This window comes from Paenibacillus sp. FSL F4-0243, from assembly GCF_037963295.1.
GTDB lineage: Bacteria > Bacillota > Bacilli > Paenibacillales > Paenibacillaceae > Paenibacillus_AQ.
Window position 1 is genome coordinate 3,823,906 of record NZ_CP150151.1, and the last position, 12,894, is coordinate 3,836,799.

A 12,894-nucleotide genomic window follows, 5' to 3' on the forward strand; every position below is an offset into this window, starting at 1 on the left:
GTACGCGTCCTTTCAATATCTTAAGTCACTTATGTTAATTTAACGCAGACCGTGAAAAAATGCATCTATTTTCATTAGATTTCACTAAAAAAAGCATAAGCAATGTCATTTCTGACGAGAGCTCATGCTTCTTAAAGGCTAAGGTTTCAGAACCACCTTGATACAATCCTCTTTTTTCTCACTAAAAATGTCATAGCCATGCTCCGCTTTGCTGATAGGCAAGCGATGTGTAATGATATCTGTGGGATCAAATTTATTCTCTTTAATCATCTTATAGAGCAAAGGCATATAGTGAATCACTGGAGCCTGTCCCATTTTTAAAGTAATGTTGCGTTCAAATAGATGACCCAAAGGGAACATATTGTAATTAAGCCCATAAACTCCTACAAGCTGAATAGTTCCGAATTTACGTACGATATCCGAGGCCATTCTAAATGCACTGAGTGAGCCTCCCTGTAGCTTCAGAGTGGTTTCCACTTTCTCCAATGCAGATATTTTGGCATCCAAACCTACACAGTCAATAACTACATCTGCGCCCCCATGTGTTATCTCCTTCAAATGAGCTTCAATATCTTTAATCTCTTCAAAGTTGTAAATTTCGACATTATTGGTCAGCTTCGCATGCTGCAGACGGTAGCCGATATGATCAACCGCAATGACTCTTGAGGCGCCTTTGATCCAGGCAAATTTCTGAGTAAGCAGTCCAACAGGCCCGCAGCCGAGAACAATGACTGTATCCCCTGGCTTCACTCCGCCGCTTTCGACTCCCCACCAAGCAGTAGGTACAATATCAGATAAGAAAAGAATTTTTTCATCTTCCATTTCTGCATCCTCAGGAACGACAAAAGGGCCGAAATTACCATAAGGAACCCGCAGTAATTCGGCTTGCCCTCCTGCAAAGCCCCCATAAGTATCGGAATAACCCAGATATCCGCCTGTATCCTTGGCGTCATTAGCATTGTCGCATTGACTCTCCATCTCATGCTGGCAGAAGTAGCACTGACCACAGGCTACATTAAAGGGAATAATGATCCGGTCGCCTTTCTTGACTTTAGTTACGTCTGGACCGGTCTCCTCAACAATCCCCATGGGCTCATGACCAATAATATAGTCATCATGCATACCTGGAATTTCACCGTTAAAAATGTGCAGATCTGAGCCACAAATCGCTGTAGTGGTAATTCGAACGATAATGTCATCCTTTTTCTCAATCTTCGGATCAGCTACCTCTTTAACTTTCACTTTCTTCTTCCCTTGGTAGGTTAATGCTTTCATGCTGTTAATCCGCTCCTTTGGAAATGGTATAGAGATATAAGGATCACACCTTTCTATGTTATATCCCTATGCCTATCCTCTTATCCATGAAGAAGCGGAGAATACATCATAAGCGCATAGTTATCGGTTACAGCTTCATCTCCAACTAGGTCGCCGGTACGTGTGAATATTTTTCGACTGATCTTATTGCTACGAATATATCCACCCCATGGTTCTAGGCTTATCCGATGATCACTTTCGTACACTTCATATTTATAAAGGGACTGCTCATCGCATCTCCATTCCCCATGCAAATGGCTGTCATCCAGCCAGAGCTTTAATTGATACGTTTGATTCGTGTTATTCTTCATTTGAAGATCCAAATAATTATAAGAACAGGTGGCCCCGCTTCCAAATGGCTGTGTACGCTGTTCATCTGGAAATACATCATAGCTGTGCCGATGCCGTTCTGTAACCGTAAGAGGTGTATGCAGTGTCATCCAGTAGATCAGATTGGACAACTGGCACAGTCCCCCGCCAACTCCAGAATGGAAGCCACCATAATGCAGCACCATCCCCTCTAGATACCCTTTTCGCTTACTGGGCTTACCGATGCTTCTCCAATAGGAAAAAGTCTCACCCGGACGCACCAAGAGCCCATCCAGCTTCGCTATCGCCAGACGTAAATTGGTTATTTTATTGTATTGAAGCACCATATCTACATTCCGTAGACTTCTTAATAACGGTGTAGCATGAGTCATCACTTCATTAGATAAAATTTCACTAGTGCGCTGCTTCGCCACCTTGCTGCGGCTAGTGCACCATTTCAAATATCTTTTCCAAATAAAATATCGCTTTCCGGCAAATAGTCTAAGTCGAGAACGCTGAATAGGTTTCATGGCAGCCTGAGGTGTATTCATCTAGAACTGAACCTCGCTTTCAGCTCGTAACTGGGCGAATCTCCCTCCGATTACCGCATTATGATGCTTAACGATCTCACTACTATTCAGAACCCCATTATCAAAGGTGCTATGAGCATCTTGGACGAGAACACTCTTATACCCCATACTGTATGCGCGTCTTATTGTCGTATCTAGGCAGAACTCACTTTGCATCCCACAAATCACCAGATTCGTGATCCCCAGCTTCTGTAGCTCCTCTTGCAGTTCGGTTCGGTGAAAAGCATCCCAAGTAGGCTTCTCCACAATAACTTCGCCTTCCTGCGGTGTGATGCGGTGACTGATCTGCCATGTGGGCGTACCTTTTGTATATTCCTCATCTTCGGTGTGTTGAATATAAACTATTGGAGTACCTGCAACCCTAGCTTTGTTCTGAAGGGAAATAATTCTCTCCATTACACCCTCTTCATCGTACAGCTTTTGATCAGGATAGGAGAACATAGCTTCTTGAACATCGATAATTAATAGTGCAGTTGAATTTCCCATTTAGTACCTCCTACAATTTTTATGAAAATCATACCAGATTATGGGACATTCTATCTACCTATTTAAAGGCTTAAATCAATAAAAAAAGGGCATCTGCTGAGCAGACACCCGTTACATTTAAATACTTTTTACTTGCCACGCTTATTGTGCCAGATCAATGCATGCAGCTGTGGAAGGACACGTACTCTATTCATATCAGCGTCTACGATTACTTTATTAAACAACCATTCCAGCCTTCCCAAAAGTCGAGCAGAAATGTCGCCTTCTTCAGTGACATCATCATTCCCAGGCTGCAGAAAGAGCTGCACATTGGGATATCGCTGGTGAATGTCTTTTGCATAATCAAAATCCTTATCGTCAAACACTACGACCTTCAAGCTATGCATAGAACGACCCAGTTTCTCCATTTTACTCATGATGTTATCTAGAATTTCCCAATTCGTCGTCATTCCTGAGCTTGGGGGTTTAGGGCTAATTGTCAGCACATCCACGTCATTGAACCAATCCTGCCATTTACTCCCCTGAGTTTCTATTGCAGCTTGTATCCCTCGCTCATGTAGCAGGTTAATAAAAGAGCCCAGCCCATCACCAATCAAAGCAGGATTTCCGCCTGAAATCGTAACACAGTCGAAATTATCTCCAGCTATAGCTAAAAGTTCATTCATAATTTCATCCGAGGTCATCATTCGAACCTTATCCTTAGCAGTACCATCCCAAGTAAAAGCAGAATCACACCAGCCACAGCGATAATCGCAGCCATAGGTGCGGACAAACATCGTCTTCACTCCAATTACCGCACCTTCGCCTTGAATAGTTGGACCGAACATTTCAATTACAGGAATCTTACTCACAGTCACAGCCTCCATATAAACGGTAGGATGGCCCTTCATCCGGAACATCTTCAGCCAGCACCTCTGCCCAGGAGGTTGGAGTCTCCCATAGCTTTACCGAGTACAAAGGCAACCCTGCTTGCTTAAGCTTGTAGGCAATATATGAAGACATATTTTCAACTGTGGTGCGGAAAGACAACAAAGCTACTTTGGAACCCGTATTCGTTAACGTCTCTAACACAGGTTCGTTTCCCATAGCGAGAAAAGCGTGATCTAGACGGTCTACAAGGCTTTGTTGCACAGTCGTCTTGATATCACTGAAGTCAATAACAAACCCTTCGTCTGAATGGCCTTCCGTAGCCTCTGGTTTGCCCTTAAGCACTACTTCGAGCTTATAAGTATGTCCATGCAGATTGCTACATTTCCCTTTGTGACCAATTAATTGATGCGCCGCATCAAACGTAAATATTTTGCAGACTGAAACCTCGTTAAGCATTAAGATCCGGCCTCCATTCTCTCCGCCTCATATTGCTCAAGACCACGCTGACGCAACAGACAGGCTGGACAAGTACCGCAGCCACTGCCAATAATACCGTTGTAACAGGTCAATGTGTGTTCGCGAACATAATCAAAATAACCCAGTTCATCGGCCATTTTCCACGTTTCTTTTTTATCCAGCCACATCAATGGAGTGTGTATCGCAAACTCATAGTCCATAGATAAATTCAGCGTAACATTCAATGATTTCACAAATACATCACGGCAGTCCGGATACCCGCTAAAGTCCGTTTGGCAGACACCAGTGACGATATGGGAGTAACCCAATTGTTTAGCTAATATTGCAGAAAAGGATAAAAATAACAGATTCCGTCCATCAACAAATGTACTAGGAAGCTCATCACCTTCGCCAGCAACGATATCAATATCCTGGCGGGTTAGTGCATTTGGAGCCAGCTGATTAAGCAGCCCAAGATCAAGGATATGCTGTTTTACATTAAACTTAGCTGCTATTTCTGTAGCAACTTCGATTTCAGCCGCATGACGCTGATTATAATTAAAGGTAACTACCTGCACTTCCTCAAACTGCTTCAATGCCCAAACCAGGCAAGTGGTGCTATCTTGTCCGCCGCTAAATACGACGAGTGCTTTTTTGTTCATCTTAATCTCTCCTTATCAACTTGTTGGGATTAGCGGTTATCCACTTTTTCTGGATAGAGGTCATGATTCATTAAGCGGTGCTCCGCCATCGCCTCATACTTCGTACCCGGTCTTCCATAGTTGCAATAAGGATCAATAGATATTCCTCCACGCGGAGTGAACTTGCCCCATACCTCAATGTATCGTGGGTCCATCAGTGAGATCAGATCATTCATAATAATGTTGACGCAGTCCTCATGAAAGTCACCGTGGTTACGGAAACTAAACAGATACAGCTTTAATGATTTAGATTCCACCATTTTCTGTTCAGGAATATACGAAATATACAGTGTGGCAAAATCCGGCTGACCTGTAACAGGACATAAGCTAGTAAACTCAGGGCAGTTGAATTTAACAAAATAATCACGCCCTGGATGCTTGTTATCAAACACCTCAAGAATAGCTGGATCATAACCAAACTTGTACTGCGTTCCCTGATTACCAAGTAAAGTGACTTCTTGCATTTCCTCTTTCAATCTTCCTTCTGACACGACAAAAAACCCCTCTCTTTTCCTTCGGCCTTGGCCGGTAATGGAAAGAAGAACGAGATTTCGAAAACTTTGCTCCACTAAGAAGAAACGGAAGCAATGTCCGGGTTAAGGACTGCATCCGCTTATAAGATTTAATATACTCTTAGTTTTTTATAGAGGGAGTTCGCGAACCTCTCCTGCACAATCCGTGCAGACTTCTTCTTCATGCATATTGCGTCTTGAACTATACCATGGTAATTTGCTTCTGACAAGTTCTACGCTTTGCCCGTCTTCCAAATCCAGAGCGAAAGCACCACAATCCACAAGAGCAAAAGCAGGCTTTCTAGGAGCAATACTCCTTCTCCATTTAGAATACTGTTCAAATTCTGGACGATTTCAATACTTGGCAGAATAACAAAGATCGGATAGGTCCACTCTGGAAGAGCGACGTACACGGAAGCTACTAAGAAAAAAACGACCATAAATGCGGAGCTGATGGCTGAACCATTTTTGGAGGAACTTACCTTTAAACCAATGATAATTCCAACTTGCACAAAGATAATTCCACCCAATAACATATACAATAAGGAAGGGAGTAAATCCATTGTCAAACCTTGATTTAGTACATAAACAATCAGCTGTGATAACAAAGAAAAAACAAGAACAGATCCAGCTTTTGCAGTAATAATCTGGCCTCTGCTTAACGGAGTAATCAACAGCGCATCATAAGTCTTACTCTCCCTCTCCTCAATTAATCCTGGGCCGGTAATCATGATCCCAACCATCACTTGCGCAAATAATATCCATGTAGAAAGAAGCATGAAGTCCAAACCGCTCTTGTCCACTACAGTGATGATGATTTTAGCCATAAATATAGGCAAAATTATTAGAATTACAGTCGCAGGATTACGCAGTATATCCTTACTTTCATGTTTATACAGCTTCCATATCTGATAACTCAACTTAGCTCACTTCCCGTCAGGGCAGCGAATACATCTGCCAGCGAAGCTTCTTTACTGCGCATACTTAGAATTTGATTCGTAGACATTAACTGATAGATATGATCTTTAGTAGCTTCTTCTGCAATCGGCCAGGATTTCATAACTACTTTCCCATCCTGCTGATATATAACTTCAATTTCTGGTTTACCATAAATGGTCTTAAGTCTATGCGGTTCATCGAGTGCCACCAAGGCACCAGCGTGCATGATGCCCACTCTATCGCTTAATTCTTCTGCCTCGTGCATATCATGCGTTGTTAAGACAATGGTTGTACCTTCTTCTTGAATTCTCTTGACGTGATTACGTATGAGTGAAGCTGAATTTGGATCTAACCCACTTGTAGGCTCATCTAAAAACAACACTTGAGGCTTATGTAATAATGCTCTGGCGATTAGAACACGCTGCTTCCAGCCTTTGGATAAGCTGCTTACTTTAGCTTTTTCCTTATCTAACAGCTGGAGGGTTTCCATGACTTCATTCACTCGATTTCCTGCTACCCTATACAGATCAGCAAACAGCTCCAGATTATTTCGAATAGAACTACGCATGTATAGGTTCGGAAGCTCGAAAACAACACCAATTTGAGCATGGATTTCTTTTTTATGACATGAAATATTCATGCCATTAATTAAAATTTCTCCGCTTGTAGACTGAAGAAGCCCTGTCATCATTCGCATCGTTGTAGTCTTCCCTGCACCATTGGGACCTAGAAATCCAAAGACCTCACCTTTCTCCACCGTGAAAGTAATTCGATCAACTGCACACCTCTCCTGATAATATTTTGAGACCTCAGTTAGCTGAATCAATAACACTCCCCCCTTTTTAGAATAGTTAACTTTCTTCTATTCTTATTCTGGTTGTAGAGGATTATCTCTGTTGTTGCTATTCTGTAACATTCGCTATTCCTTAGTACCTTCCTTTGTTCAAATCCGCTCAGATGTGGCAAAAATAAGGATTCAAATCCTAAGAAAAGGGTAACTTAAACATAATAATCTTCGAGGTAAGGGTGGGATCATCTAATGGAACAAAGTATACAGAAACTTATGGACTGGATTAACAGTCATGTGAATGAAACTATTGTAATTGAAAAGAAGGAGCTTCGTGATCTGGATAAAATTCATTTTAATCTAGAGGCTGTTGAGTTTCGGAGTGCGGAGGATGTTATCGATGATTATCTTGGGAGTGCATTAATATTAAAAGGATTTGGCAGCACTTTAAACGCCGATGGTGAGCTAGTATCGCTACCACACTCCACCTATGACTTAGCTATTGACGGGCTTCGGATTGAGGACATAAGTGATCGCAAGGCGGAAATAACTACTGAAAGAGCTAAATATACCCTTTCAGTGGATTAAGCCATATGTAATGACAGTAAAAGAGCCCACAGTAATCTGTGGGCTCTTTCTAATTAATAGTTACTCTTCTCCAATGATCTCCACTTCAGTTTCAAGCTCCACTCCGAATTTATCCTTCACAGTCGCTCTTACATGGTGAATTAGCCCAATGTAATCGCTGGCTGTTGCATTATCTGCATTTACAATAAACCCTGCATGCTTCTTGGATACCTCAGCACCACCGATTCTTGTTCCCTGTAAGCCACTCTCTTGAATTAACTGACCTGCAAACCGACCTGGAGGACGTTTAAAGACACTCCCACAGGAGGGATACTCAAGCGGCTGCTTGGATTCACGCAAGTAAGTAAGTTCATCCATTTTCGCCTTGATGGATAATGCATCTCCGGAAGTCATAGCAAATTTCGCCTCAAGCACGATGTATTCACCGCTTGCGAACACGCTTTTTCTGTAACCCCATTGCAGTTCATCCCCTTGCAGAGTCACCAATTGCCCGCTCTTAGTTATAGCCAGCGCACTGTGCAATACATCTTTAACTTCTCCGCCATAAGCACCTGCGTTCATGTAAAGCGCTCCACCAACCGTTCCTGGAATGCCACAGGCGAACTCAAGACCCGTAAGCTCCATATCCAGCGCATATCTGGAAACATCAATAATCTTAGCGCCGCACTCCGCATATAAGAGATTGTCTCGAATCCCCACATCCGTTAGTCCTGCCGTTTGCAGAACTATTCCACGCACACCTCCATCACGGATAATCACGTTGGAGCCGTTCCCAAGTACCGTAAGGGTGATCCCATTCTGTTCCGCATATGTAACGATCTTTTGAATTTCATCATAAGTAGCTGGGGCTGCCAAAATATCAGCTTTACCGCCCATTTTAGTATATACGTGATCTTTTAAGTTCTCATGACTCTTCACTATTCCTGCAGTCATTAACTGCTCTAGGTCATTTTGAATTTTGTCAATATTCATGTTTCATGCTCCTTTAACCATGTATAAATGATGGTCCTTGATCTATTTTTAGTAGTAGTATCATGGAATTGTAGGCAACCACAACTGTAACAACGAACAGGCTCCCTTGTCAATGACGGGAGCCTGTTCGTTGTATGATTTCAATATAATTATACGGCTTTGTAGGCCGCAAGCTCGTAAGGAAGACACAGAGGCACACCTGTACGTGGATCTGGAACAATATCTGCCTCAATTCCAAACACCTCACGCAGTACATCTGGTGTCATAACTTCAGTAGGTGAGCCTTCACTAACCACAGTACCGGATTTAATAGCTACCATATGCTGTGCATAGCGAGTAGCATGATTCAAATCATGCACGACCATGATAATGGTACGGCCTTCTTCCTCATTCAGCTTTTGCAGAAGCTGTAGAACTTCAAGCTGGTGAGCCATATCTAGAAATGTTGTTGGTTCGTCCAGGAATAGAATGTCAGTTTCTTGCGCCAATGCCATAGCGATCCAAGCACGCTGACGTTGTCCTCCAGATAAGCGGTCAATCGGACGGTCATGGAAAGGCTCCATACCTGTAACAGTGATTGCGTTGGAGATAATGCTGCGATCCTCTGCTGTCATTGTGCCAAATCCTTTTTGATGCGGGAAGCGACCATAGCTGACAAGTTCAGAGACCGTTAGACCGTCTGGAGCTGTTGGGTTTTGCGGTAAGATCGCAAGCTGACGAGCTACCTCTTTCGTTGAAAAGTTATGGATCGATTTACCGTCCAGCATTACACTGCCGCTCTTAGGCTTCATGATCCGGGCCATTGTTTTAAGAATTGTAGATTTACCAGAACCGTTAGCCCCCACTAGTGCGGTTATTTTTCCCGTAGGGATAGTTAAGTTCAACCCTTTAACAATTGTAGCCTCTGCATACCCAATACTTAACTCTTCTGTGTTCAAACGTTCTGACATGTTAACAACTCCTTAAAAGTTTTATGGAGCTATGCTCCTAGAATGAACTACATAGTAAAACTCGCTTCGTACGCATTATGCTTTCGATTTGGCGAGTAAATATAAAAAGTAAGGTGCACCAATGATCGCAACCACGATGCCTGTTGGAACTTCTGCAGGCTGTAACACCCATCTGCCGATAGTATCAGCAGTAATCATAAGAAGCGCCCCTGTCAACGCACTAGCGGGCAATAATACCTGATGACGGGGTCCCACAAGCTTGCGGGCAAGATGTGGTGCAATTAGGCCGACAAAGCCAATTCCTCCACTTACAGCAACGCAGGAGCCGGCAAGCGCAACTGCAGTCACTAGAAGGAGAATACGCTCCTTCTCCACTCGCATTCCAAGTCCTACTGAAGTATGGTCCCCTAGATTCAATACATTAAGAATACGGGCTTTATAGAAGGCGAACGGTAACAGAATCGCTATCCAAGGTAGCAGAGCAAGGACGAATCTCCAATCGCCACCCCATATTTTCCCGGCGATCCAAGTCGCTACAAACTGATAATTATTGGGATCAAGCCGAAGTGCCAACACCAGCTGGCAAGCGTTAATTCCGGCAGCGACTGCAATCCCGATAAGGATCAACCTTGTTGGAGATAGACCATCTGCTTTTCTATAAGCAAGAATATAGATTAAAGCGGCGGTTAAGCTAGCCCCTCCAAGCGCTAAGAGCGGCAAGACAAATACCGGAGCTGCTGTTGTAGCCGGAAAAAACGAGATAAAAATGATTACCGCAAAACCAGCACCCGCACTTATGCCCAGCGTAGCCGGTTCAGCAAGTGCATTTCTTGCGAGACTTTGTAAAATACAGCCTGACACCGCAAAGCCCGCTCCAACCAACAATGAAATTACGATGCGAGGCAATCTGAAATCAAATAAAATAAGCTTTTGCTGATGAGTTCCATCACCCAGCAGTGTATGTAATACCTCCCGTGGGGATAGACGCATAAATCCTGTATTCATACTGACAATAAAAACAACAACGATCAATATGGCAAGGACCGCTAACACTGTAATAGCACGTGTACGGCGTTCATTTTCATTGATAGAAAGGGTTGTTCTGTGCATTACAGCTCCCCCTTCCGCTTACTCGCTAAGTAAATAAAGAAAGGTACACCGATGATGGCAATTAATGCGCCTAGCGGCGTCTCATAAGGGGCATTTATCATTCTAGCGGCGATATCCGCAAAGATGATCAATAAGCTCCCAAGAACTGCCGAGCAAGGAATGATCCAGCGATAATCTACTCCAACGAAATAACGTGCTACATGTGGAATAATTAGTCCTATAAAAGCAATCGGGCCAACCATTGAGACTGCACTTCCGGCAAGAACTACTACAACAATCATACATGCCAACTGTACTAATCTTGTCCGCTGCCCCAGACCAACTGCAACTTCTCTTCCTAAGCTGAGCAAGGTGACAGACCGCGATAACATCATCGCTGCGATTAATGCCACGAACACCCAAGGGAAAATAATCTTGATCTGAGTCCAGCTTGCCCCGCCCATTCCGCCAGCCAACCAGAAGGCTATATCCTGGGATAAGTTAAAAAGAATAGCTATGCCCTGACTAACAGCAACTAGTAGTGCACTTACCGCGGAACCTGCCAGCGTCAAACGTAAAGGTGTAAGGCCATTAAAAGATAGCGACCCAATTCCAAATACGATAAAAGAAGCTATAGCAGCACCTATAAAACAAAACAACATAAGTGAAGTGAATGAGATCGAAGGTGCAAAAGCAAAAACTATGGCCAGCGCTACACCTGCTCCCGCATTCAAGCCTAACAGACCTGAATCCGCAAGAGGGTTCCTTGTCATCCCCTGCATGATTGCCCCTGCTACTGCGAAGCAAGCACCGACCAAAGCACCTGCTATCGCGCGTGGAAATCGCAGTTCTCTTATCACCTGATGTTTTTGTACATCTGGATTGAAATGAAATATTGCTTCCCATACCGTAGCTAGCTTGATATCTGCCGCACCTACTGAGACCGAAAGTGCCAGTCCAAAGGCAATGGCAGCGAGTCCAATCACTAGAATACCCATTGCAGCTGCCGGTCGGGTATGTATAGCTTTTTGTGTATCATTTTTATTACGATGTGCGAAATCTGAGGGTGAAACCATGAGTCGTCTCCTTAATCGATAGTTACAATGTTCTATATGATAACAACAATCATTCTCATTATCGCAAAAAAAATTAGGTTGTACAATTGTAGGAGTTATTTTTCAGTAATACAGGAATGGTTTATAAAAAAATGGTGCAGATCTAAGCATCTTAAGATACTTGATCTGCACGCCCTTCCCCACCCAAATGATCAGTCACATTCATGGTGAATTACGACTTTTTATTTCACAAAACTTTTTAACACATCATCAATAATTTTGCCACCAGCGTTCGCACCACTGTATAGCCAACTGCTTGTTGAGCTCATTTCATGCACATTGCCAGCTTTTACAGCCGGGATGCCTTTCCAAATTGCACTGTCCAGAATCTCCGAACCCTCAGTCTTATCACTATTTACAAGGATAATATGATCTGCTGTCAGCTCAGAAAGCTTCTCTAGCGAAATTGGATTCCATGTAGCTCTTGTACCAACAGGAATTTCTGTTACTAAGTTAGGCAGCTTTACACCAAGGTCTGTATATAATACAGCACCACTGCTGCGAGTTTCGTCTACAATATAGAAGTTCTTTTGTACCAACCATAAAATCGCCACGGACTCTTCTCCAATAGCTCCTTTAAGCTTTTCTTTCGCTGCAGCCGCCTTGTCTTCATAATCTTTAATGGCTTTCTCTGCTTCAGGAGTCTTGTTCAGAATTTCACCAATCTTGAGTAGCGATTTACGCCAATCTTGATTTAGCTTATCCCCAATCACATAAGTCGGTGCAATCTTATTCAGTTGGTCATAGATACCATTCTGTACAGATGACTCCGATGGGATGAGGATAAGATCCGGAGCGAAGCTGGTTACTGCCTCGAGCGGAAGATCGTAGCTGATCGTAGGAACATCCTTCAATTCAGTGGACAGATAATCTTGAATACCATTAGTCACTGACCATTGCGCTACTGGAGTCACACCTAGAGTTACCAAAGCATCCTCCAAATAAGAACCCAGTACACGCCCAGGATTAGCTGGAATCGTTACTTCATGTCCCATTGCATCCGTTAACGTCTTAGGGGCTGCAGGAGCTTCTGTAGCTTCAGCAGTAGATGCCGTCGCTTTGTCTGTTCCTGCGTTTGAAGCGTTACCGGGATTATTATTACCGCAAGCGGATAAGAATAGCACCATCACCATTAATCCGACCATCGTTAATTTCATGCTTCCAAATCTTTTTCTGTTAAACAAAAACATTAAATACCCTCCTAGTGTGTGCATCC

Annotated in this window: 15 protein-coding genes and 1 riboswitch; of the genes, 1 reads left to right on the top strand and 14 read right to left on the bottom strand. The window is 43.3% G+C overall.

The genetic code is table 11. The features are described 5' to 3' along the window. Nucleotides 1-138: 138 nt before the first annotated feature. From NSS87_RS16765 to NSS87_RS16805, 9 genes are all read right to left on the bottom strand, one after another. Nucleotides 139-1,275 (bottom strand): zinc-dependent alcohol dehydrogenase, encoded by a 1,137-nt coding sequence (locus tag NSS87_RS16765; protein ID WP_042188612.1) that lies wholly within the window; start codon nucleotides 1,273-1,275, stop codon nucleotides 139-141. Between the two features lie 80 nt (nucleotides 1,276-1,355). Beyond that, nucleotides 1,356-2,174, bottom strand: coding sequence for a VanW family protein (locus NSS87_RS16770; RefSeq protein ID WP_042188614.1), 819 nt, complete (start codon nucleotides 2,172-2,174; stop codon nucleotides 1,356-1,358). Further along, a complete protein-coding gene (locus NSS87_RS16775) occupies nucleotides 2,175-2,699 on the bottom strand; it encodes a cysteine hydrolase family protein (protein WP_042188616.1) in 525 nt (174 codons plus the stop codon). A gap of 128 nt (nucleotides 2,700-2,827) precedes the next feature. Continuing rightward, on the bottom strand, nucleotides 2,828-3,550 hold the full coding sequence (queE, locus tag NSS87_RS16780) for a 7-carboxy-7-deazaguanine synthase QueE (protein ID WP_339241435.1): 723 nt from the start codon (nucleotides 3,548-3,550) through the stop codon (nucleotides 2,828-2,830). Continuing rightward, nucleotides 3,543-4,025, bottom strand: a complete 483-nt coding sequence (locus tag NSS87_RS16785; protein ID WP_076298716.1) for a 6-carboxytetrahydropterin synthase — start codon at nucleotides 4,023-4,025, stop codon at nucleotides 3,543-3,545. The genes queE and NSS87_RS16785 overlap by 8 nt, the downstream gene beginning before the upstream one ends. After that, nucleotides 4,025-4,687: a 7-cyano-7-deazaguanine synthase QueC gene (gene queC / locus NSS87_RS16790; protein ID WP_042188622.1), complete on the bottom strand. Its 663-nt coding sequence runs from the start codon at nucleotides 4,685-4,687 to the stop codon at nucleotides 4,025-4,027. The genes NSS87_RS16785 and queC overlap by 1 nt, the downstream gene beginning before the upstream one ends. Nucleotides 4,688-4,716: 29 nt before the next feature. Further along, nucleotides 4,717-5,190, bottom strand: coding sequence for a preQ(1) synthase (queF, locus tag NSS87_RS16795; protein ID WP_042193989.1), 474 nt, complete (start codon nucleotides 5,188-5,190; stop codon nucleotides 4,717-4,719). 163 nt (nucleotides 5,191-5,353) lie between these two features. Then, a riboswitch (PreQ1 riboswitch) is annotated at nucleotides 5,354-5,397 on the bottom strand. Nucleotides 5,398-5,471: 74 nt separating this feature from the next. Beyond that, entirely contained in the window at nucleotides 5,472-6,158 is a 687-nt protein-coding gene (locus tag NSS87_RS16800; protein WP_339241440.1) for an ABC transporter permease, read from the bottom strand. Then, nucleotides 6,155-7,003: an ABC transporter ATP-binding protein gene (locus NSS87_RS16805; RefSeq protein ID WP_339241442.1), complete on the bottom strand. Its 849-nt coding sequence runs from the start codon at nucleotides 7,001-7,003 to the stop codon at nucleotides 6,155-6,157. Before NSS87_RS16805 ends, NSS87_RS16800 begins: the two co-directional genes overlap by 4 nt. Before the next feature lie 213 nt (nucleotides 7,004-7,216). Between NSS87_RS16805 and NSS87_RS16810 the strand changes: the two genes are divergently transcribed. Beyond that, nucleotides 7,217-7,552: a hypothetical protein gene (locus tag NSS87_RS16810; RefSeq protein ID WP_042188628.1), complete on the top strand. Its 336-nt coding sequence runs from the start codon at nucleotides 7,217-7,219 to the stop codon at nucleotides 7,550-7,552. 60 nt (nucleotides 7,553-7,612) lie between these two features. Here NSS87_RS16810 and murB read toward each other — a convergent pair whose 3' ends face one another. The 5 genes from murB to NSS87_RS16835 all read right to left on the bottom strand — a co-directional run bounded on the left by murB (nucleotide 7,613) and on the right by NSS87_RS16835 (nucleotide 12,868). After that, entirely contained in the window at nucleotides 7,613-8,524 is a 912-nt protein-coding gene (gene murB, locus NSS87_RS16815; RefSeq protein ID WP_339241445.1) for a UDP-N-acetylmuramate dehydrogenase, read from the bottom strand. Nucleotides 8,525-8,673: 149 nt separating this feature from the next. Continuing rightward, nucleotides 8,674-9,474: an ABC transporter ATP-binding protein gene (locus tag NSS87_RS16820; protein WP_042188632.1), complete on the bottom strand. Its 801-nt coding sequence runs from the start codon at nucleotides 9,472-9,474 to the stop codon at nucleotides 8,674-8,676. 75 nt (nucleotides 9,475-9,549) lie between these two features. Then, complete coding sequence (locus NSS87_RS16825) at nucleotides 9,550-10,584, bottom strand: iron ABC transporter permease (RefSeq protein ID WP_339241447.1); 1,035 nt, start codon at nucleotides 10,582-10,584, stop codon at nucleotides 9,550-9,552. Next, nucleotides 10,584-11,639, bottom strand: a complete 1,056-nt coding sequence (locus tag NSS87_RS16830; RefSeq protein WP_042188636.1) for an iron ABC transporter permease — start codon at nucleotides 11,637-11,639, stop codon at nucleotides 10,584-10,586. Before NSS87_RS16830 ends, NSS87_RS16825 begins: the two co-directional genes overlap by 1 nt. A 221-nt stretch (nucleotides 11,640-11,860) precedes the next feature. Further along, a complete protein-coding gene (locus tag NSS87_RS16835) occupies nucleotides 11,861-12,868 on the bottom strand; it encodes an ABC transporter substrate-binding protein (protein WP_339241449.1) in 1,008 nt (335 codons plus the stop codon). Between the last annotated feature and the right edge of the window lie 26 nt (nucleotides 12,869-12,894).